Consider the following 23697-nt stretch of genomic DNA (forward strand, 5'->3'; position numbering starts at 1 on the left):
CCGCGATCGCGTGGCCGGCGATCGATGCATCGTTTGCAAGACCGGCGACCGCTCGCGCATGATGAACGAGCAAATGTTCGTATCGAGCATGCGGCGTGGTCACCGGCCCGGCTCCGTCGGCGCATCGTATTCTTCGCAGCACAGGTCGAAACGACCGGATTCGACTTCGCGCCCGATCCCGTCAAGGCAACCGGAAAGTGTCGAAGAACGTCTCGCGCTCCATCACCGTGAGCGCCGCGCGTTTGTGCGGGAAATCGAACTCCTTCAGCGTGTAGAACCCGAGCCGGTGCATGTACGCGATATGCCGCACGTGATCGACGCGCGGCTCGCCGACGAGCCGCTGCGTGCGCGGTTCGTCGACGAACATGTAATGCAGCACTCCGCTCCACCACGCGTGCAGCTTGCCCGCGCTCTGGAAGCGCGAGTCGCCGATCAGCAGATGCAGCCCGCGATCGTAGTCGTGCGCGTCGTAGAACGGCGCAAGGCGATCCTCCTTCGCCCAGTAGAACTCGAAATAGCCGAACGGCGTGTCGTCGAAATAGCCGATCATCGGATGCATGTGAGGATCGGCGAGCCGCTCCGCGAGATACGCAGCGTGTTCGTCGAGCGTGCCGCGCTGATCCCAGAAATGCGCGACGCGATCGAGGTTCATCCAGCCGCTGAACAACTGCGCATGCGCGTCGATGTCGACGGTGCGCAGGCTGAACGTCATCCCGACCTGCGGCATGTAGCGCGCATAGATCTCGCCGGCCGGCGACGGCGGCCGCACCGGATGCCGGTGCCCGTTCGTGATCGTGTAGCGCAGCGGCATTCCGCCCGACGCACTCGCCTTCAACCACGGCCGCGGGTTCTGCCAGAACGTCGCGCGCGAGGCGGTGAAGCACAGCCGGTCGCCCGCCACCTGCGCGTCGTCGATCACGCCTTCGCGCACCGCACGCGCGACGTACGCTGCGACGGTTGCCGGATCGGCGTCGCCGAGCGGCACCGACAGCGTCGCCGCATCGTGCCGCGTGTCCGTGTTGAACACTGCGACGAATGGCGCGAGCAGCGCGGCCGGCGGCTCGTCGGGCCGCCATGCGTCCAGCGTGCACTCCGCCACCGACGCCGGCTGCGCGCCGGCGCGCGCCCGTGCGGCGCCGTCGAGCGCCGCGGCCGCGTCGCCCTCGACCCGCTCCGCCGTGGCTGCCTTGCAGGCCGCGGCTGCCGGTTGCGTCAGCGTGTCTTCCATCACAGTGCTCCCGCGTCATGGCGGTCGGCGAGGATATGCAGCCCTCGCTCGAGCGCCGGAAACAGGCTGCGCTGGAAGTTGTTCCAGCGCAGTTCGAGAATCGTGTCGTCCGGCGCGATCGGCGTGTCGAGCACGTCGCAGATCACCTCGCCGGAATCGATGCCGTTGTCGACGTAGTGAAACGATGCGCCCGTCATCGTCACGGGTTCGACGTGCGACGTCGTGCCAGTCGCCCAGTCGACCCGTTCGCCGCGCGCGCCGTGCAGCGCATCGAGCGTCGCCCACGCGCCGCGCCGCTGGTACGGCGAATCGTCGGCGGTGATGCCGGGATGGATGTTCGCGATGCGGCGATGGAAGCGCGCGCCGGGGCGCACGAGCTCGTCGAGGATCACGAGCAGCCCGTCGAGCACGACCACGTCGGCGTCGAGTTCGAGCAGGCGTTCGAGCAGGCGGCGCTCGAACGCCTGCTTGCCCGTCACGCGTTCGCGTGCGTCGCGCGGCAGCCGCCGGTACGTCGATGCGATCGTGCAGAACAGGTCGTCGACCGGCCGGCCCTGCACGGTCAGCCCGGCGGGCAGGATCCACGGGCGGCCCGGCGTGCGCGTGAACCCGTAGTCCGCGACCTTCGCGCGGTCGGCCGGCGAACCTTCGTCGTCGTCGACGATCACGCCCTGCAGCGTATAGCGGTCGCCGAGCGCCGAGTCGTTCAGCCGCTCGACGAGGAATTCGAGCGGCGCCTTCATGTAGCGCGTGCCGCCCCGGTAAGCGACCGGCTGGCCGGCGCGATCGGCCGCGCCATTGCGCAGCGACTGGATATAGACGAGATTTTTCTTCGGCATGGAGGCGTCGTGAAAAAAAGCGGACGACGGCGCTGCGGCCCGCCCGCACCGGCCCGGAGGCCGGCCGGCGCGCCGCGGCGCGCGGCGTCACCAGTTGTATTTCGCGGTGGCGATCACCGTGCGGTCGGTCCCGAAAATGCAGACGTTGGTCGACTGGCAACCGCTGATGTAATGGCGGTTGAACAGGTTCGTCGCATTGACCGCAAAGCGCCAGTTGCGCATGTCGTAATGCACGCCCGCGTCGAACAGCGTGTAGCTCGATACCGTCAGCGAGTTGTCGGCCGCGCCGGCCGACGCGCTCTGGTAGCGCACGCCGCCGCCGAGCCCGAAGCCCGCGAGCGGCCCCGTGTGCCACGTCCAGTCGGCCCACAGCGACGCCATCTGGCGCGGCCGCGGAATGTCGACCGGCCAGTTGTTCAGCGACACGTCGTTCGCCTTCACGTTCTTCACGTCCTGATACACGTAAGCGGCGATCAGCGACAGGTTCGGCGTGACCTTGCCGGTCGCGCTCAGCTCGATCCCGCGCGAGCGCACTTCGCCGGTCTGCACCGACTTCGTGCCGGTCGGATCCTGCGTCGGCAGCGCGGTCGTGAGCACGTTGGTCTGGTTGATCTGATAGATCGCCGCGTTCAGCATCAGGTTCTTGCCCGGCGGCTGCCAGCGCAGGCCGGCTTCGATCTGCTTGCCGCGCGTCGGCTGCGGCAGCCCGCCGCCCACCAGATTCACGCCGATCAGCGGATTGAACGACGTCGCATAGCTGACATACGGCGACAGCCCGTAATCGCCCTGATACGTGAGGCCCACACGGCCGGTGAATGCCGTGATGTCGGCCTTCGTCGACGTGCCGGCCGCGCGGTCGTCCTGCCGCATGTTCACCCAGTCCTCGCGGCCGCCGAGCGTCAGCGTCCAGCGGTTCCACTTGACCTGATCCTGCGCGTACAGGCCGAACGTGTTCATCGTCGTGTAGGTGTTCGTGCGGAACGTCGAGTTCGGATCGAACACGGCGGTCGTGACCGGCAGGTAGACCGGGTTGTAGATGTTCAGCGACGGCGCCGCGGCCAGCCATTCGCTGTCGGTCGCGGTCTGCCGGTTGTACTGGAAGCCGAGCAGCAGCGTGTGCTCGAACGGGCCGGTGCCGAAGCGGCCCTCCACGTTGTTGTCGATGTCGAAGCGGCTGTAGTTCATCTGGAATACGCCGGCCCAGCGCGACACGTCGGTTGTGCTGTCGCCGTCGAAACCGTTCGCGAACACCGAGCCGTTGTCGAGCGACAGATGCATCCAGCGCGTGTTCTGCCGGAACGTCCACATCGGGCTCAGCTTCCGCTCGAACTGGTAGCCGAGCGACCACTGCTTTTTGCGGTAGTAGTTGAAGTTGCCGTCGCCTTCGTAGATGTCCTTCGTGATCTGCCCGTTCGGGTTCGGCAGCACCGTGCCCTGCGCCGGCAGGAAGTTCGACGAGATGTCGCCCCAGTCCTGCAGGTAAGTGGCGGACAGCGTCAGCGACGTATCGGCGTCCGGGCGCCAGCGGAACGACGGCGCGAGCGCCACGCGCTGATCGTTGTTCGGGCCGGTCAGCGCGTTGCCGTCGCGCGCGACGCCGACGAACCGGTACGCGTACTTGCCGTCCGGATCGAGCTTGTCGCCGACGTCGATCATGAACTGCTTGCGTGCGTAGTCGCCGATCTGCACGCCGGCTTCGCGCACGCGCTCGCCGTCGGCGAGCTTCGTGTGCACGTCGACGATCGCGCCGGGGTCGCCGGCGCCGTACAGCACCGACGTCGGCCCGCGCAGCACGCTGATGCTGTCGATCATGTACGGATCGACGCGCCAGCTCGCGAGGTTGATCGTGTTCGGCACCTGCAGCCCGTCCACGTACGCGGTCGGCGTGAAGCCGCGCAGCGCCGCGTACCAGTCGGACCGGTTGTCCGAACCGTACGACGAGAAGCCGGGCACGTAGCGCAGCGCCGCGTTCACGTCGGTCGCGCCGGTCATCTCGATCTGCTGCGCGGTGACGACGTTGATCGTCTGCGGAATTTCATTGATCGCCGTATCGGTCTTGGTGCCGGTGCGGCTGCGCTTCGCGACGAGGCCGACCGTGCCGTCTCCTTCCGCGCCCGCGTTGACGTTGATCGCCGGCAGCGTGCCGGTCGACGTGCCGCCCTGCGCGCCGGCCGCATCCGCCGCCTTGGCTGCCGCGCCCGCCGCGCCGTTCTGCGCACCGCTCGCCGATGCCGCGGCGCCCGCGCTCACGGCCGGCGCCGTCTGGGCGTACGCGTGCCCTGCCGCCATCCCGAACGCCACGCTTGCCGCGGCTGCGATCGCACGCACACGCGTGCCTGTTGCCCACTCCATCTTTTTCTACTCCGCTTGTTTCGATGCGGTCTCCGACCGCGCCTTTGTCAAAGAGCGAAAGCCATGCGGCTCGCGCTCGCCCCGTGTTGATGTCGTTGTTCGTGCGCGGTGCGCCCCGCGCCGTCGTCATGGGCGGCGTCGGCGCCTGCTTCGAGCGACGCGCAGATTTCGTCCGCGCGGCGCGCCAGCACCGACAGCAGCGTGTCGGACAGCCCGTGGCTGTCTTCGCAGCAGCCTTGCAGATAGATGCGCGGCGCGAAGTGCTCGGGCGTCGCGAGCAGGTAATCGCGCGTCACGTCGCCGCGCGTGAGCGCATCGCCCAGGTGCGGCGCGAGCCCCTCGAGCAGCGCCGCGTGCGTGTCGCGCCGATAGCCGGTCGCGAGCACCAGTGCGTCGAACCGTTCGACCCGCGTCGCCCCGTTCATCCGGTCGCGCAGCGTCAGCTCGATGCGGCCGTCGCCGCCGCGCACGGCGGCCTCGATCGCGCTGTTCGCGAGCAGCGCGTGGCGCGGCGTGCCGTCAATGCGCTGCAGGTACAGCATTTCGTAGATCTGCTCGATCAGCGGCCGGTCGACCACTGCGTAGTTGGTGTCGCGATAGCGCTCGAGCAATGCACGGCGCGCGTCGTGCGGCTGCGCATAAACGACGTCGGTGAACTCGGGGCTGAAGATCTCGTTGACGAACGGGCTGTCGTCGGCCGGCTTCAGCGCGCCCGCGCGCATCACGAGGCTCGCGTCGACGTGCGGGAAGCGGCGCGCGAGGTCGACGAACACCTCCGCCGCGCTCTGCCCCGCGCCGATTACCGCGACGCGGCGGCGCTCGCCGTCCGGCGCCGCGACCAGCCGGTCGATGTCGGTCAGATACGACGACGAATGGATCACGCGGTCGCGGCCAAGCGCCGCGAACGCGTCCGGCACCGCCGGCGTGCCGCCGACGCCAACCGACAGCGCGCGTGTCACGCGCTGGCGCTCGTGGCCGGCCGCGTCGCGCGACAGCACGCGCAGCGCGTCGATGCGCGCGCCGTCGCCGGACACGGGCTCGATCGCGGTGACGGTCTCGCTGTAATGCACGTGCTCGTCGAACGCATCGGCCACCCAGCTCAGATAATCGTGAAACTCGACGCGGGTCGGGTAGAAGTTCTTCAAATTCACGAATTCGTTCAGTCGGCCGCGCTCGAACAGGTAGTTGATGAACGTGTAGCGGCTCGTCGGATCGCGCATCGTCACGAGATCCTTCAGAAACGAGATCTGCATCCGGCAATCGGCGAGCAGCATCCCGCGGTGCCAGCCGAATTCAGGCTGACGTTCGACGAAGCAATGCGTGAACGGCCGTGCGCCGCCGCGCTCCGCGAGGCGCACGGCCAGCGCCAGGTTCGACGGCCCGAAGCCGACGCCGATCAGGTCGAATACGGTTTCTCTCTGCATGTCTCTCAGCTCCCTTGTCGGTGAAACCGGCGCGTCATACATGACGGCCGGCAAAGAACGTCTCGCGCTGCGTGCACATCCACAGCGGCTGCGCGTCGGCGAGCGCGAGCCGCCGCTGCCGCGTGAAGCCGTGCCGCGCGAGGAGATCGACGACCCGCGTGCGGCCGGCCGGGACCGCGCAGCCGACCACTTCGGTGCGCGGGTCGTCGAGAAACAGGTGATGCACGACGCACGGCAGCCAGCCGGCCACCCAGTGCGGGCCGCGCCAGCGCGACGCGCCGACCAGCATCCGCAGCCCGCGGTCGTAATCGCGCGCGCCGACGTGCGGTGCAAGCGGGTCTTCCTTCAGCCAGAACGCCTCGACATACGCGAACGGTTCGCCGTCGAAGCAGCCGATGAGCGGCGTGACGTGCGGATCGGCATCGGGCGCCGTGCCGTCTGCGCCGGGCCGCGCCCACGGCCAGCCGTCGCGCACGCGCGGCTCGTCGAACCACTGCGCGATGCGCGCCGCGTCTTCGCCCGGCTGCCAGCCGCGCAGCGTGAAGCGCATGCCGAGCGCCGGCAGGTCGCGCGCATACACGTCGCCGCGCGGCGCAGGCGGCCGGCGCGGATGACGCCGGCCGTCGGTGAACATCGGCAGCGTCGCGCACGGCAAGTGCGTGCCGACGCGCCACAGATCGGCCTGCTGTGCCCAGCCTTCGCGCATGCACAGGCCGCCGTCGGCGAGCACGCCGCTCGCGCGCAGCGCGTCGAGCGCGACCGCCGGCCACGCGGCCGGGTCGAGCCTGATCGCCGCGTGGCGCGCCGCATCGGAAAACGCGGCGGCGAGCGCGGCCAGCAGCGCGCGGCGCTGATCGGCCGGCGCCGCGCGATGGTTGTAGGCGACGACGCGCAGCGCGCCGTCGTCGCCGAGTTGCACGCGCAGCAACTGCGCGCCGATGCCGTCGCCCTGCGCGACGCGGATTTCCGTGCCGTCGCGCACGGCGAACAAGCCGTCGGCGAACGCAAGGCGGTACGTGTCGAGCATCGTGAAACCGTCCGGACGCACTTCAGCGAGCATCGCGCACCTCCTGCTCCGCTTCGGCCGCCGCATCGATACGCGCGGCGAGCGCCGCGAGCGTCGTCGCGGCGAACACGTCGGCCACGGTCAGCGCGTGACCGGCACGGGCGGCCGCGTCGACGAAACGCACGACGTCGAACGAGCTCGTACCGGCCTCGAACAGATCGGCATCGGGCGCGGGCGCGGCCGTCGCGAACGTGTCCGACCACACCGCGGCGAGCGCGGCCGCCGTGTGCGGCGCGTGCGACGCGTCGGCGACACGCGGCGCGTGGCTTGCCGGACCGACGGGTTCCGCGACGAACAGCGCATCGGGCGCACCGAGCGCCGCTTCCGGGGCGCCCGCGAACCGCGCGACTTCGTCGTGGTAGACGTCGACGAGCGCATCGACGAAACCGCCGTCGAGCAATTCGTCCGCATACGAGAACGCGGCGCTCACGCGGCCGTCCGGATGCTCGACCACGTCGAGCTCGAGTGTGAACACGACGCGATGGCGCACGTCGTCGAATTCGTCGAGCGACAGGCCGGCCCAGTCGCGCGCGGCAGCACCCGTCGGACGCAGGTAGTTGAACATCACCTGGAACAGCGGATTGGCGTGCGCGGCACGCGGCGCGCGCAGCGCGGCGACGACGTCCGCGAACGGCACGTCGGCATGCGCATACGCGGCGAGCGCCGTGTCGCGCACCTGGCCGAGCACGTCGGCGCGGCGGGCCGCCGGGTCGAGCCGCGTGCGCACCACCACCGAGTTGACGAAGAGCCCGAGCGCATCGCGCGCCGCGTCGCCCGTCAGCGCGCGCGTCGATGCGAGCACGCCGACCGGCTGGTCGACCGCGCCGGTCACGCGGAACAGCGCGGTGTTGAGCGCCGCGTGCAGCACCATCGGCAACGTCGCGTGGGCACGCGACGCGGTGTCGCGCGCGGCGCGAATCAGTGCTGCGTCGAACTCGAACGCGATGCGCGTTGCGCGCCATTGCGGGACGGCCGGCGCGTCCGCGCGTTGCGGCAGCACCGATGACGGCAAGTCGGCGAGCGCGTCGCGCCAGTACGCGACGCGCGACGTGCAGCATGGCGCCGGCAGCACGAGCGACACGCTTTCTGCGGGCGCCGACGACGATGGCGACGACGCGACTTCGCCACGGACCAGCGCGACATAGTGTGCGCGCACCGCATCGAGCCACAGCTCGATCGATTCGCCGTCCGACACGATGTGATGAATCGTCACCGACAGCACGTGATCATGCGCGCCGAGCTTCAGCACGCGCGCACGCCACAGCGGCGCATCGGCGGCGAGATCGAACGGCGCGAGCGCGTCGGCGTCGGTCAGTGCCGCCGCGCGGTCAAGCGCGTCGGACTGCGCGGACAGATCGACGACAGGCAGCGCGACGGCGGCTGAATCGTCGATCCGCTGCCCGGGCAGCGTTCCGTCGCGCAGCACGAGCCGCGTGCGCAGCGCCGGATGCGCGGCGGCCGCAGCCGCGAACGCCGCGCGCAGCGCATCGACGTCGAGCGGGCCGCGCACGCGCAGCGCGACCGGAATGTTGTACGCGGCATTGTCCGGCTGCGCACGCCACAGAAACCACAGGCCCAGCTGCGCGGGCGACAGCGGCCACACGCCGTACGCGTCGGGTTTGACCGCCGCGACGCCGGGCGCCGCCGAGCCGGCGTGCGCGGCGCGCGGCGCATCGGCGACCTGGCGCGCGTACTGCGCGAGCACCGGCGCTTCGAACAGTGCGCGCACCGGCACGTCGCGGCCGAGCCGCTCGGCAACGCGCGTTGCCACGCGCACCGCGGCCAGCGAATGACCGCCGAGCTCGAAGAAGTGATCGCCGCGGCCGACGCGTTCGACGTTCAGCACGTCGCGCCAGATTGCCGCGAGCGCGGCTTCGTCGCCGTCGTGCGGCGCGTCGTAAGCGCGTTCGACGCGCACCGGCGCCGGCAGCCGCGCACGGTCGACCTTGCTGTTCGCGTTGCGCGGCAGCGCGTCCAGCACGATCAGTTGCGCGGGCACCATGTAGTCGGGCAGCGTGCGGCGCAGATGCGCGTCGAGCGTCGCGGCTTCGACCGGCTGCGCGGCGGCCTGCGCGTCGGCGGTCAGTTCGACATACGCGACCAGCTGCGCCTGGGCGCCTTGCCCGTGCACGACCGCGCACGCTTCGCGCACCGCATCGTGCGCTGCCAGTTGCGCCTCGATCTCGCCGAGCTCGATGCGCAGCCCGCGCAGCTTCACCTGATGATCCACGCGGCCGATGAAGTCGAACACGCCGTCCGCGCGGCGCCGCACGAGGTCGCCGGTGCGATACAGGCGTGCGCCCGGTGCGCCGTACGGATCCGGCACGAAGCGCTCGGCCGTCAGCGCCGGGCGATCGAGATAGCCGCGTGCGACGCCGATCCCCTCGCCGCCCAGATACAGTTCGCCGATCACGCCCACCGGCAGCGGATGCAGCCGCGCATCGAGCACGTGCGCGGTGCGCGCGCCGACCAGCGTGCCGATCGGCAGATACGCGGCATCGCCGAGTTTCGCAGGATCGTCGCCGGGGCGGAACATCCACAGCGTCGGCGTGATCACGGTTTCGGTCGGGCCGTAGCCGTTGACGACGCGCACGTTCGGCATCGCGCGGCGCAGCATCGCGAATGCTTCGCGCGACGTCGCTTCGCCGCCGACCGTCAGCGAACGCAGCGTCGGCGGCGCGCCGTGCGCGAGCGCCCACTCGGCAAGCTGCGCGGCGCAGCCGGGCGGCACGTAGGTCATCGTCACGCCGTCGCGGTTCATCATCGCGCAGGTTTGCGCCGGCGGCCACAGCACGTCGGCCGTCACCGACACGGCGGCGCCCGACAGGTATTGCGAAAACCAGCCTTCGTGCGCGCCGTCGAAGTTGACGGACTGGAACAGCAGGAACACGTCGTTCTCGGTTACGCCGTAACGCTGCGCGATCGCCACGCAATGTCGCGCGAACGCCGCATGGTCGACGATCACGCCCTTCGGCTTGCCGGTCGAACCCGACGTGTAGATCGCATACGCGGCGTGACCGGGCAACACGTCGGGCAGCGCGACGTCCGCGGCGTCGCCGAGCGCGTCGACCTGATCCGCACGCCAGATGCGCAGGCCGGGCCCCGCCGGCAGCGATCCGGCGCTCGCGCCGTCGGTCAGCACGTGCGCGATCGCCGCGTCGTCGACGATCTGCGCGAGCCGCTCGCGCGGGTGCGCAGGATCGAGCGGTACGAACGCCGCGCCCGACTTCAGCACCGCGATCAGCGCGACCAGCAGGTCGACCGAGCGCTGCAACGCGACGCCGACGCGCATTTCCGGCCGCACGCCGGCCGCGACGAGATTGCGCGCGATGCGGGCCGCACGCGCGTCGACCTCGCCGCGCGTCAGCGCGCGATCGACGTCGGCGACACCGCGCGCGTCGGGGCGCGCGCGCGCATGAGCGGCGATCCGCACATGCACCGGGATGAACGGCTCCGCTTGCGCGGCGCCCGCCGGCGCGTTCCATCCGGCCAATTGCGCACGTTCGTCGGCCGGCAGCCAGTCGAGATCGCCGATCGGCAACCCGGGGCGCGCGAGCGCGTCGCCGAGCAGCGTGACGAAACGCGCGGCAAGCCGCGCGATCGCATCGGCATCGAACAGATCGAGCGCGTAGATGAACGCGGCGTCGAACGTGCCGTCGGGCGTCGCCTCGACGGCGAGCGTCAGGTCGAATTTCGCGGACGGCGTGCCGGACGGCAGCAACGTGGCCGCTGCCGCGCCGAGCGTCGGCAACGCGCGGCGCTCGCCATATGCGGCCATTACCTGGAACAGCGGATGGTGGCTCGCGCTGCGCGGCACGCCGAGCGCGTCGACGACCTGATCGAACGGTACGTCCTGGTGCATCTGCGCATCCACGAGCGCGCGCTGCGTGCGCGCGACCAGCGACGCGAAATCGCCGTGCGCGGGCACGTCGACGTCGATCGCGAGCGTGTTCACGAAGAAGCCGATCAGCCCGGCGGTTTCCGCACGCTCGCGGTTCGCGGCCGGCACGCCGACACAGATCCGCGCATCGCCGGTCGCGCGCGCGAGCAGCGCGTCGAGCGCCGAGAGCAGCACGGCGAACGGCGTCGCGCCCGCCGCGGCCGCGAACGCGCGCAGTTGCGCACCGGTGCGCGCGTCGAGCGAAAACACGTGACGCGCGCCGCGCGCGCTGCGGCGGGCCGGCCGAGCGGCCGCACCGGGCAGCGTGATCACGCCGCGCTGCGGATCGATGCGTTCGCGCCAAAACGCAAGCTGCCGCTCGCGCTCGCCCGCGTCGAGCCAGCGGCGCTGCCACAGTGCGTAGTCCGCGTACTGGATCGGCAACGGCGCGAGCGGCACCGGCTCGCCGGACGCGTAAGCGCGGTAGAACGCCGCGAGTTCGTACAGCATCACGTCCGACGACCAGCCGTCCGACACGATGTGGTGAACGGTCAGCGCGAGCCAGTGGTGCGTCGCGTCGAAGCGGATCAGATGCGCGCGCATGAGCGGCGCGGTGCCGAGATCGAATGCGGCGGCTTCATCCGTCGACGCGACGGTTTCCGCGCGGGCGGTGCGCTGCGCGTCGGGCACCGCGTCGAGATCGGTCTCGCGCCACGGGCAGCGCAGCGGCGGATGAATCGTCTGCGCGACGCCGTCCTCCGCTTCGTCGAACGTCGTGCGCAGCGCCTCATGACGCGCGATCATCGCATCGCATGCGAGCCGCAGCGCGTGTACGTCGAGCGGGCCAGACAGCGCGAGCCGCTCGGTGATGTGATACGCGGCGGGCGCATCGATCAGCCGCGCATGCAGCCACAGCCGCGTCTGCGCGAACGACGCCGGCACACGGTCGCTACGCGGCGTGCGCGGCGGGATCGGCAGCATGCGAAAGTCGATGCCGGCCGCGCCGAGCTTGTCGAGGAACACCGCGCGCTGCGCGTCGGGCAGTTGCGCGAAACGCGTCGCGAGCGCGAGCCAGTCGGGTTGGGCCTTCGTCATCCGTCGTCCTTATTGGGTTTCCAGTTCGCCGAGCAGCGCGTCGATCGCGCTCGCCGCGTCGGTGTCGCCACGGGCCGCACAGGCCGCATCGATCGCCTGCGCGCAACGCGCGAGCGTGCGGGTGTCGAACAGCGTGCGCAGCGGCAGCGCGAGGCCCCAGTGCAGGTTCGCCTGCGCATGGGCCTGCGTCGCGAGCAGCGAGTGGCCGCCGAGCAGGAAAAAGTCGTCGTCGCGGCCGATCGCATCCACGCGCAACACCCGCTGCCAGATCGCCGCAAGCGTGCGCTCCGTGTCGGTCGCGAGGTCCGCGGCCGCGACTGCGTTCCGTGCCGGTGCGGGCAACGCATGGCGGTCGCACTTGCCGTTCGGCGTGACCGGCAGCGCGTCGAGCTCGATCAGCTGCGACGGCACCATGTACGACGGCAGTTGCGCGCGCAGCGCATCCAGCAGTGCGGTGCGATCGAGCGGACCCGCGTCGCCGCGTGCGACATAGCCGATCAGCCGTTCGTCGCGCACGATCACGACCGCGTCGTGCACGCCCGGCGCCGCACGCAGCAGCGCCTCGATCTCGCCCGGCTCGATCCGCTGCCCGCGCAGCTTCACCTGCGTGTCGACGCGGCCGAGATAGTCGAGCGCACCGTCCGCGCGGCGCCGTGCGAGGTCGCCGGTGCGGTACATGCGCGCACCGGGCATGAACGGATCGGGCACGAAACGCTCGGCGGTCAGCGCCGGGCGGCCGAAGTAGCCGCGCGCGAGGCCCGCGCCCGCGAGATACAGCTCGCCGGTCGCGCCGGCCGGCACCGGCTGCCAGGCCGCGTCGAGCACATGCAACCGCAGGTTTGCGATCGGATGGCCAATCGGCACCGCGACGGCGTTCGCGTCGTCGGGGCCGCAGGTCCAGTGCGACACGTCGATCGCGGCTTCGGTCGGCCCGTACAGGTTCACGAGCGTCGCGTTCGGCAACAGCCGCGCGACCTTCGCGACGAGCTCGGGCGCAAGCGCCTCGCCGCTCGCGACGATCAGGCGCACGCTGTCGCATTGCGCGGCCGCCGAGAAATCGTCGAGATACGCGGCGAACGCGGCGAGCATCGACGGCACGAAGTGCAGCACCGTCACGCCGTGTGCGTGGATCGCGGCCGCGAGACGGGCCGGATCGCGGTGGTCGCCCGGCGCCGCGATCGCGAGCTTCGCGCCGATCGCGAGCGGCCACACGAATTCCCATACCGACACGTCGAAGCCGAACGGCGTCTTGTGCAGCACGACGTCATCGCGCGTGAGACGGTACGCGTGCTGCATCCATGCGATCCGGTTCGCGAGCGCGCCATGCGAGTTGCCCGCGCCCTTCGGCTTGCCGGTCGACCCCGACGTATAGATCAGATACGCGAGCTGTGCATCGTCGATGATGTCGGCCGCGCCGTCAGCGGCCGTCGCGGACGCGCCGTCGTCGAGCAGATCGGCGAGCGTCAGCAGTTGCGTCGTCGTTTCATCGCCGAGCGCGGCCGCCACCCGTTCGCGCAGATGCGGTTGCGTGATCGCGACCGCGGGCCGCGCATCGCGCAGCAGATACGCGATGCGCTCGGCCGGATAGTCGGGATCGACCGGCAGATACGCGGCGCCGGCCTTCAGCACGCCGACGAGCGCCGTCACCATCTCGAACGAGCGCTCGACGCACAGGGCAACCGGCGTGTCGGGGCGCACGCCGCGACGGCGCAGTGCTGCCGCGACGCGCGTTGTGTTGTCGTCGAGTTCGCGATAGGTCGCGCGCTGTACGTCGCCGTGAACGTCCGCATACTCGAGCGCAATCGCATCGGGCGTCGCGTGCGCGGCTTGCGCGAATTGCAGATGCAGCGGCTGACGCTGCGCGTCCGGCCACGTCAATGCGGTGTCCTGCGCGCGCGCCAGTGCGTCGCGCGTCGCTGCATCGGCGATCGACAGCGTGCCCAGCAGCGCGTGCGGCGCGCGAGCCAGTGCATCGAGCGCGCATGCAAACGCGCGGTGCCACGTCTCGACCTGGTGCGCATCGACGCGTGCCGCGTCATAGCCGTAGTCGATCGTCAGTTCCGCGCCGCTTTCGATCACGAGCGTCAGCGCGAAATCCGTCGCTTCGATGCTGCGCACGTCGGTAAGCGACAGCGCGCGCGGATCGGCGTCGTGCGCCGTGTCGCCGACCGGATAGTTCTCGAATACGACCAGCGTGTCGAACAATGCGCCGCCGGCGCCGCGCGCCCAGCGCTGGATGTCCGCAAGCGGCGTATGCGCATGTTCGGCCGCCGCCGCGTTCTCGCGCTGCAGCGCCTGCAGCCAGTCGGCCGCCCGTTGCTGGGGCGCGGGGGCGGTGATCACCGGCAGCGTGTTGATGAAGAGGCCGAGCACCGTGTCGACGTCCGCGAGCACATCGGGACGGCCGGCGACGGTCGCGCCGAACGCGACGGCCGGCTGATGCGTCATCCGCTGAAGCGCGAGCGCCCACGCGCCCTGCACCAGCGTGTTGACGGTCAGCTTCAGCGTGCGCGCCGTCTGCGCGACGCGCGCCAACGCTTCCGCGCCGATGGTTGCGCGCCACGTGACCATCTCGGCGTCCGCGCGGTCCGCGTTGCGCTCCGCGATCAGCGTCGGCGCATCGAGGCGCGCGAGCCGTTCGGTCCAGAAGCGCTCGTCCGCGTCGCGGTCGCGCGTAGCGAGCCACGCGATGAAGTCGCGATAGCGCAGTGACGGGCGGCTCGCGAACGGCGACGCCGCGTCGGGATCGCGATAATCGCGCAGCACGTCGGCAAGCAGGCGCGCGGTGCTCCAGCCGTCGAGCAATACGTGGTGGCGCGTCCACACGACGCGCCACGCGTCGTCGGTCACGCGAATCAGCGTGAGCCGCATCAGCGGCGGTTCGCGCCAGTCGAAGCCGCGCGCGCGGTCGGCCGCGAGCCACGCATCGAAATCGGCATCCAGCGTGTCGCCGCGCATGCGCCAGTCGAGCTGCTCGACCGGCATTCGCGCATGGCGATGCACGCATTGCAGCGGCGCGGCCTCGTCCGGGATCACGCTGGTGCGCAGGATGTCGTGCCGTGCGATCGATGCGGCGAACGCGGCTGCGAGCCGCTCGGCGTCGAGCGCCGTCGCGGTCGCGACGAGCTGGTTCACGTAGCTCGCGTGACCGGGCGCGAACAGCGCATGGAACAGGATCCCCTGCTGCATCGGCGACAGCGGATACACGTCGTCGATCGCGCGCCAGTCGAGCGGTGCGCGCTCGATCGCGGCCTGCGTGAGGCCGGCCGCCTGCGCGAGCGGAAAATCGCCCGGCGTCGCGCCGCCGCCGCGAAGCGCGATACGCGACGTGCACGCGTCGGCGAGTTCGCGAAGCGCGGTCTCGAAGCGTTGCGCGAACGCGTCGATCGTCGCGCGCTCGAACTGCGGCGCACCGTACACCCAGTGAACCTTCAGCGTGCGCGCACCGTCGCGGTCGGTGTCGAGGTATGCATGGATCGCGAGCGCGTTGCCGAGCGGGCCATGCGGATCGCGTTCGACGCCGGTGCCGCCGAAGCGCGGCACGAGCATCGCGTCGCGCGGTGCGTCGAACTGGCCGAGATAGTTGAACGTGACGCGCGGACGCGGCACGGCGGCCAGCGCCGCACGCGTCGCGGCGTCGCCGTAATGCGCGAGCACGCCGAATCCGAGCCCCTTGTGCGGCACCGCGCGCAGCGCGTCCTTGACCGCGCACAGCGTGTCGCGCGCGGTGCGTTCGACCGGCAACGTGACCGGATAGTGGCTCGTCAGCCAGCCGATCGTGCGGCTCGCGTCCGCATCGTCGAATAGCGGCTCCCGGCCGTGCCCTTCGAGTTCGACGCGGCACGACGCGGCAGCGCCGTTACCGGTCAGTGCCAGCGCGAGCGCCGCGCCGAGCAGTTCGATCGTCTGCGTTCGGTACGCGGCGTGCGCGTCGGTCAGCGCCGCGCGAGTCAACGCCGCATCGATCGTCTGCACGACGACGGCCGCGTCGGCATTCGTCGCCGGGGCATCCGGATGATCGGGCGCGATGTCGTCTCCCTGCGCCATGCCGGCCCAGTACGCGACTTCGCCGGCGAACGGCGATGCCGGTTCGATCGCGGCGCGCGCGAGCCGGGCAGCCCACGCGTCCGCGCGCAGGCCCGGCTGCGACAGGCGCACCGGCGAACCCTCGCATGCGGCGCGATACGCAGCATCGAGATCGTCGAGCAGGATGCGCCACGACACACCATCAACGATCGCGTGATGAATCGCGAGATACAGCCGCGTCGAACCGTCCGGCAGCCGCGCCGCGCACGCACAGGCCAGCGGGCCGCGGCCGAGATCGAGGCGGCGCTGCACTGCGTCGAAGCGTGCGACTGCGTCGGCTTCGTCGCGTGCGGCGACGTCGACGAACGGCAGCGCGTCGTACGGCTTCGCCGCGTCGCTTGCTTGCCAGCGGCCGTCCGCGGCGCGCGCGAAGCGTTGGCGGAACGCGTCGTGATGCGTCAGCACCGCGTCGAACGCACGTACGAATGCATCCGCGTCGAACGTGCCGCGCACGTCGAATGCAACCGACTGGTTCCAGTGGCCCGGATGCGGCACGTCGAGCGCGAAGAAGCGCTGCTGCGCCGGCGTCAGCCGGGCCGCTGCGCTCCCAGCGGGTGCGGACTCAGGCACGGAAGCGGCCGCTGCCGGCGTGGCGGCGGCGACCTCCTCGGTCTTCGCGATGCGTGCGAGTTCGGCAATCGTCGGCCCGTCGAACAACTGCTTCGGCGTAAAGCGCACGCCGCGCTTGCGCGCCCGCGCGATCACCTGCAGCACGAGGATCGAATCGCCGCCGAGTTCGAAGAAGTTGTCGTCGCGGCCGACGCGCGGCGCCTTCAGCACTGCTTGCCACACTTCCGCGAGCGCCGTCTCCACCGGGCCTTGCGGTGCATCGCCGGCAGTCGCCGCCGCCGGCGCGACGGCCAGCTCGCGCAGCGCCGCACGATCGATCTTGCCGTTCGCCGTGACCGGCAGGCGCGCGAGCACGACGAACTGCGCGGGCACCATGTAATCGGGCAGCGTCGCGCCGAGCGCGATGCGCACACCGGCTTCATCGAAGGCGGCGCCGTCGCGCATCACGACGAACGTCGCGAGCCTCAGGCGGCCGTCCGTTTCGATCGCGAGCGTCGCGGCCTGCATGATCGGCCCGGCCGCGCGCACCGCCGCACTGACCTCGCCCGGTTCGACGCGATAGCCGCGGATCTTCACCTGGTCGTCGATACGGCCGACGAACGCAAGACGGCCGTCCGCGCGCAGCCGCACGCGGTCGCCGGTCCGATACAGCCGCGCGCCGCGCGCGAACGGATCGGGCACGAACCGCTCGGCCGTCTGCGCGGGCCGGTTCAGGTAGCCGCGCGCGACGCCCGGCCCGCCGAGGTACAGCTCGCCCGTCGCACCGGCGGGCACGCACGCGCCGAGCGCGTCGAGCACCAGTGCGCGCGCATTCGGCAGCGGCCGGCCGAGCGGCACGCCGCTCGCGGCGTCGCGCGCGTCGGCGGCAACCAACGCGGTGTCGCACACGATCGCGCCGACGGTCGCTTCGGTCGGCCCGTAATGGTTGATCACGCGGCAGGCCGGTGCGAGCGCGGCGATGCGCGCGACGAGCGCCCACGTGAGCGTTTCGCCGCCGGTCACGAGCGCATGGCGCGGCAGCACGTCGGCGGGCGCGCGTGCGTCCAGCAGCGCCTGCAGGTGGCTCGGCACGATTTTCAGCACGCCGACGTCGCGGCGACGCATTTCGTCGGCGAACAGGTCCGGATCGAACGCACACGCAGCCGGCAGCAAATGCAGCGTGCGGCCCGCGTAAAGCGCGCCGAACAGCGTCGTGTGGCCGAGGTCGGCCGCCACGGTCGATACCATCGCGAACGACGCGTCCGGTGCGAACGCGAGTTCGTCGAGCATGCCTTGCACATAGTCAGCGAGCGCGCCGTGGGACACGACGACACCCTTCGGCGTGCCCGTCGAACCCGACGTGTAGATCAGATAGGCGCCCTGCTCCGGATGCGGCGCGACGCGCACGCCGGCCGCGTGCGCGAGCGTCGCATCCTGTGCGAGCGCGTCGACGTCGAGCGGCTGCGCATCGCCGGCGGCCGGCCACGCGGCCGCATCCGCGACGAGCGCCCAGCGCGCACCGCAATCGGCGGCAGCGGCCGCAATACGGCCGGCCGGCTGTGCCGGATCGAGCAGAACGGCCAGTGCGCCCGCCTTCAGCGCTCCGAGCAGCGCGACGACGAAGCGCGCCGACCGCTCGATGCAGACAATCACGGGCGTTTCGGCCGTCGTGCCGCGCCGTGCCAGCGCATGCGCGATCCGGTTCGACGCATCGTCGAGTTCGGCGAACGTGAGCGACACCGCCGCATCGGCGAGCGCGACGCGATGCGGATATGCAGCCGCCTGCCGCACGAACGCGGCGACGATGTCGGCATGCTCGGCTTGCAGCGCGCGGCCATCGCGCGGCTGGCGCGTGGCCGGCGACGCATCGCAGCGCAGCGTGGCCGTCGGCCGATGCGGCTCGCCTGCGGCGGACGCGACGAGCGCCGCATAGCTGTCGAGCCATGCGCGCGCGGTATCGTCGTCGATGCAGTCGGTTGCATAGGCTGCGACGAGTTCGATTCCGCTCGCATCGTCGGTAAAGTCCAATGCGAAGTCGAAGCGCGCGGCGAGATCGGGGCCGGGCGTCGCGACGGCCGTCGCACCCGGCAACACGCTGTCGTGCCGCGCGTCGAACTGCTGCGCGAACTTCACGCGCAGCCATTCGTCGCCGCGCTTCACGGGCGGCTTCACCGCATCGACGACGCGCTCGAACGGCACGTCCTGGTGCGCGACCGCGCCGAGTGCCGCCGTGCGCGCCGCGTCCACGAGCGCGCAAAACGGCAGCGTCGGCGCGACGCGCACGCGCAATGCAACCGTGTTCAGGAACAGGCCGAGCAGCGCGTGGGTTTCCGCGCGCTGGCGGTGCGCCACCGGCACGGCGACGACGATGTCCGTCTCGCCGGTCGCGCGCGACAGCCATGCGTCGAGTGCGGCAAGCAGCACCGTGAAGACTGTCGCCTGGGCATCGCGGGCGAGACGCCGCACGTCGGCCGCGACGGCGTCGGGCAACCGGAGCGATACGCGTGCACCGCGTAGCGAGCGCGTCGCGCCCGGCTGACGGTCGACCGGCAGCGCAAGCGGGCCGGGCACGTCGCGCAATGCATCGCGCCAATAGTTGAGCTGACGTTCGCCTTCGCCACCGGCAAGCAGGTCGCGCTGCCAGTCCGCGTAGTCCGCATACTGAATCGGCAGCGCCGGCAGCGACGGCTCGCGCCCTTGCGCATACGCACGGTACGCGGCCGCCAGTTCGTCGAACGCGCAGCGTGAGCTCCAGCCGTCGGTAATCGCGTGATGCGCGGTCAGCAGCAGCCGGTGCCGGGTGTCTCCGAGGACGACGAGTGTCGCGCGAAGCAGCGGCCCGCGCGACAGATCGAACGGCGCGAGCGCATCGCGCTCGGCAATGCGCGCAGCCTGCGCATCGCGTGCGGCCGGCGGCTGGTCGCGCAGGTCGACCGTTGCGATCGCAACCGGCAGCGTCTTGTGGATGCGCTGCATCACGATGCCGTCGTCGTTGTCGACGAGGGTCGTGCGCCACGCCTCGTGCCGCTCGATCACATGATCGAGTGCGCGCTGCAGTGCGGCACGGTCGAGCGCGCCGTCGATCGTCCAGTGTGCGGCGATGTGATACGCGGCGCTCGCATCGCGCGTTTGCGCGAGCACCCAGAAACGTTGCTGCGCGAGCGACGCCGCACGATCGACATGCGGCGCAGTCGACGCAGCGGCATCGGCCGCCGTCCGGCGCGCCGGAATCGCTGCAAGCGGCGCGCCCGTTTCCCGCTCCGCACGATCGACGTGCGCGGCCAGCTCGGCCAGCGCCGGATCGGCGAACAGCGTGTCGAGACGCAGGTTCACGCGCAACGCGGCGCGAATCGCGCCCTGCAGTTGCATCGCCGCGAGCGAATCGGCGCCCAGCGCGAAGAAGCGATCGTCGCGCGCCGGCACCGCATCGAGGCCGAGCAGCGTCTGCCAGAAACCGGCAATCTGCCGTTCGGTCGGCGTGCGCGGCGCATCGCCCGCCGATGATTCATTGTTGCGCGCCGCGGCGATGCGCTCGCACAACGCCGCACGGTCGAGCTTGCCGTTCAGCGTATACGGCAGCGCATCGCAGCGCACGAACCGGTGCGGCTGCCACGCGGCCGGCAACTGCGCGCCCACGTGCGCCTTCAGCACCGCATCGTCGGCCGTCGCACGCAGCGCGATGCATGCGATCAATCGCGTCGGCCCGTTGCCGGTTTCGGCGATCACAGCCGCGTCGGCCACTGCCGGATGCGTGCGAAGGCATGCGGCAATTTCAGCGGGCTCCACACGCACGCCGCGCACCTGGACCTGATCGTCGAGCCGGCCGAGATAATCGAATGCGCCGTCGGCGCGTAGCCGTGCGAGGTCGCCGGTGCGGTACACGCGCGCACCGGGCTCGCCGTTCGCATCGGGAATGAAGCGTTCGGCCGTCAACGCCGGGCGGCCGTGATAGCCGCGTGCGATACATGCGCCGCCGAGCAGCAGCTCGCCGGCGTCTGCCGTGTCATCCGCCGCGCGTTGCGCGTCGCGATCGATGCGCGCGACACGCGGACCGATCGCACGGCCGATCGGCAGCGACGCATAGGCGTCGCCCTCGGCGAGCGCAGGCATCTCGCCCGGCTCGACGGGCCACAGCATCGGCGAGATCACGGCTTCGGTCGGCCCGTAGCCGTTGATCAGGCGAACCGACGGGAACGTGCGGCGCACGAATTCGAACGCCTGCTGCGGCAACGCTTCGCCGCCGAACGCGAGCACGCGCAGCGTCGGCGGGACGCCGTCGCGCGCGGCAACCGCCGCGAATTCGCGCAGATACGCGGGCGGGAACGCGGCAACGCTGACCGATTCGCGCAGCATCAGCGCATGCGCGGCGTCCGGCGCGAACGGCTGCGGCGGCGCAATCGTCACGCTCGCGCCCACTGCCAGCGGCGCCAGCCAGCATTCGTGCGCGGCATCGAAGTTGACCGATGCGAAATGCAGCAGGCGATCGCCGCCGTGGATCGGCAGCGCCGCCGCGAGCGCATCGCAATGCGCGGCGAGCGGCCCGTGCTCGACGACCACCGCCTTCGGCGTGCCGGTCGAGCCGGACGTATAGATCATGTAGGCGGCCGCACGCGGATGCACAGGCACGTCTTCATCGTCGGCGCAAGCAGCCGCATCCGCATCGTCACCGTCTGCCCACGTCGCATCGAACGCATGCTCGAACGGCGCGCCGAGCGCCGCGCGACCCGCCGCGTCGGCGATCCCGTGCCGCAACTGCGCATCCCTGACGATCCAGTTCAGACGCGCGGCCGGATGACGCGGATCGAGCGGCACGAACACACCGCCCGCCTTCAGCACGGCCAGCAACGCAACGAACAGCTCGCACGAGCGTTCGACGCACACGCCGACGCGCACTTCCGCGCCGACGCCGGCCGCGCGCAAGCGCCGCGCAAGCTGCGACGCCCGCGCGTCGAGCGCGCCGCGCGACAGGCGCAGGTCGTTCTGGAAAGGCGCGGCGAGCGCGAGTGCGTCGGGCGCAACGCGCGCCAGTTCGCGGATTCGGTGATGCAGCGCAGTCGGGAAACTCGTCATGTGCGTGAAGTCCTTCGGTCCGGCCGCTTAGGCCAAGTCTCGGGGCCGCTTGGGCGGCTTCACTGGTGTGACGAACGGCGCGGCAGATTTTTTACCGTTTTATGCGCAAAGTCCGAACCATCGCATTCTTCGACGGCAGCGCTAAATATTTGCGCGCGCCGTTCGTCTATCAGGTGGGAAAGCCGCAACCGGGCCTGCCGGTGCACTGCTTTCACGTCACCTTTGCCGTTTCCGCAGAATTTGCCTGCCCTTCATTTACCGACGTTGCCGATGACCGCCGCTCACGAGCCTTCTTCCCCGCCGTCCCTCGACGCTTCCCCCGGCCGCCCCGCGGCCCGCCTGATCCTCGCGCTGCTGCGCGAAAGCCGCGCGTCGCTCGCGCTCGCGCTCGTCGCGTGCGTGCTCAACGGCATCGCGAGCGTGCTGCTCGTGGCGACGCTGAACCGCGCGCTCGCGACGCCCGGCGCCGCCGACGCGGCGCTCGCGTGGCGGTTCGCGCTGTGCGCGGTGACCGCGCTCGTCACGCGCATCGTGTCGGGCACGCTGTTCGCACGGCTGTCTCAGGACACGATGGCGCGGCTGCGCGTGCATCTCGCGCGCCGCGTCGGCGCGGCCGAGCTGCGCGACATCGAGCGGATCGGCGCCGCGCCGGTGCAGTCGGTGCTGACCGACGACGCGACCAACGTATCGATGCTGTTCTTCGCGCTGCCGAATCTGGTGATGCACGGCTCGATCGTGTTCGGCTGCCTCGGCTATCTCGCATGGCTGTCGTGGCCGGTGTGCGCACTCGCGCTGACCGCGATCGTCGCGGGCTCGCTCGGCTACCACACCGGCGACCGGCGCGCGATCGCATCGCTGGAAGCGGCCGGCCACGCGCAGGACCGCCTGTTCGGCTATCTCGGCTCGCTGTTCTCCGGCGCGAAGGAGCTGAAGCTGCACGACGCGCGCGCGCGCCAGTTCGTCGACGGCCAGCTCGGCGCCGCGATCGGCGAAGTGCGCGATCACCGGCGCCGCGCGTTCAGCGCGTATGCGGTCGGCGTCGGCTGGATCATCTTCCTGTTCTACGTGTTCCTCGGCGCGGCCGCGTTCTGGCCGCAGCTCGGCGTGCATGCGGACGCGCGCACCGCGGCCGGGTACGTCGTCGTGTTCCTGTTCATGCTCGTGCCGCTCGACGGGCTGCTGAACAATCTGCCGACCGTCAACGCGGCGCGCGTGTCGCTCGGACGGATCGAAGGCGTGATGACCGAATTCGGTGCGCTGCGCACCGTGCCGCCGGCGAGCGATGCGCCCGACGTGCCGCCGGCCGGCGCCGTCACGCTGCGCGGCGTCACGCACGCGTATTTCCACGAACGCGACGAACGAATGTTCCGGATTGGGCCGATCGACCTGACGATCCGGCCGGGCGAACTGGTGTTTATCGTCGGCGGCAACGGCAGCGGCAAGACCACGCTCGCGAAGGTGCTGACGGGGCTCTACGAGCCGGAGGAAGGCACGATCGAGGTCGACGGCCGCACGATCGGCTGGCGCGAGCGCGCCGCGTACCGGCAACGCTTCAGCGCCGTGTTCAACGACTTCCACCTGTTCGATGCGCTGCTCGGGATCGTCGATCCGGACGACCCGGCGCGCGCGCAGGCCGACGCGCGCGCGAACGCGCTGCTCGCGAAGCTCGCGCTGGATCACAAGGTGAAGGTCGTCGACGGTGCGTTCTCGAACCGCGCACTGTCGACGGGCCAGCGCAAGCGGCTCGCGCTCGTCGTCGCGTATCTGGAGGACCGGCCGTTCTACCTGTTCGACGAATGGGCGGCCGATCAGGATCCGTCGTTCAAGGCCGTGTTTTACGAGCAGTTGCTGCCCGAGCTGCGCGCGCGCGGCAAGGCCGTGATCGTGATTACGCACGACGACCGTTACTTCGGCCTCGCCGATCGGCTGCTGAAGCTCGACAACGGGCAGATCGTCAGCGACACGGCGCCCGCACGGCCGCACGCACGGGACGGCGCCGACGCGCTGAGCGCGTAAGTACGGATCGGCAACGGCCGCCCGTGCGCCGGAACACGCGGCGCACGAGCGGCCGGCGGTATCCGGCTCGAAGGATCGGAGGGAGCCGGAAC

Annotated in this window: 8 protein-coding genes; 1 reads left to right on the top strand and 7 read right to left on the bottom strand. The window is 70.9% G+C overall.

All coding sequences use genetic code 11. The annotated features are described in order from the left end of the window. Positions 1–181 precede the first annotated feature (181 nt). The 7 genes from KDW55_RS12270 to KDW55_RS12300 all read right to left on the bottom strand — a co-directional run bounded on the left by KDW55_RS12270 (position 182) and on the right by KDW55_RS12300 (position 21589). Positions 182–1228 (bottom strand): GNAT family N-acetyltransferase, encoded by a 1047-nt coding sequence (locus tag KDW55_RS12270; RefSeq protein WP_069241386.1) that lies wholly within the window; start codon positions 1226–1228, stop codon positions 182–184. Then, entirely contained in the window at positions 1228–2067 is an 840-nt protein-coding gene (locus KDW55_RS12275) for a formyltransferase family protein (RefSeq protein ID WP_209821060.1), read from the bottom strand. The genes KDW55_RS12270 and KDW55_RS12275 overlap by 1 nt, the downstream gene beginning before the upstream one ends. A gap of 87 nt (positions 2068–2154) precedes the next feature. After that, a complete protein-coding gene (locus KDW55_RS12280) occupies positions 2155–4419 on the bottom strand; it encodes a TonB-dependent siderophore receptor (RefSeq protein WP_209821061.1) in 2265 nt (754 codons plus the stop codon). 47 nt (positions 4420–4466) lie between these two features. Continuing rightward, positions 4467–5843, bottom strand: coding sequence for a lysine N(6)-hydroxylase/L-ornithine N(5)-oxygenase family protein (locus KDW55_RS12285; protein WP_212148651.1), 1377 nt, complete (start codon positions 5841–5843; stop codon positions 4467–4469). A gap of 34 nt (positions 5844–5877) precedes the next feature. Further along, a complete protein-coding gene (locus KDW55_RS12290; protein WP_209821063.1) occupies positions 5878–6903 on the bottom strand; it encodes a GNAT family N-acetyltransferase in 1026 nt (341 codons plus the stop codon). Next, on the bottom strand, positions 6893–11884 hold the full coding sequence (locus KDW55_RS12295; RefSeq protein ID WP_212160639.1) for a non-ribosomal peptide synthetase: 4992 nt from the start codon (positions 11882–11884) through the stop codon (positions 6893–6895). Before KDW55_RS12295 ends, KDW55_RS12290 begins: the two co-directional genes overlap by 11 nt. A gap of 9 nt (positions 11885–11893) precedes the next feature. After that, on the bottom strand, positions 11894–21589 hold the full coding sequence (locus KDW55_RS12300) for a non-ribosomal peptide synthetase (protein ID WP_212160640.1): 9696 nt from the start codon (positions 21587–21589) through the stop codon (positions 11894–11896). A gap of 270 nt (positions 21590–21859) precedes the next feature. Between KDW55_RS12300 and KDW55_RS12305 the strand changes: the two genes are divergently transcribed. Continuing rightward, complete coding sequence (locus tag KDW55_RS12305; protein ID WP_040144168.1) at positions 21860–23605, top strand: cyclic peptide export ABC transporter; 1746 nt, start codon at positions 21860–21862, stop codon at positions 23603–23605. Positions 23606–23697: the final 92 nt, after the last annotated feature.

Origin of the sequence: Burkholderia sp. AU19243 (assembly GCF_018148075.1) — a bacterium.
GTDB lineage: Bacteria > Pseudomonadota > Gammaproteobacteria > Burkholderiales > Burkholderiaceae > Burkholderia > Burkholderia latens_A.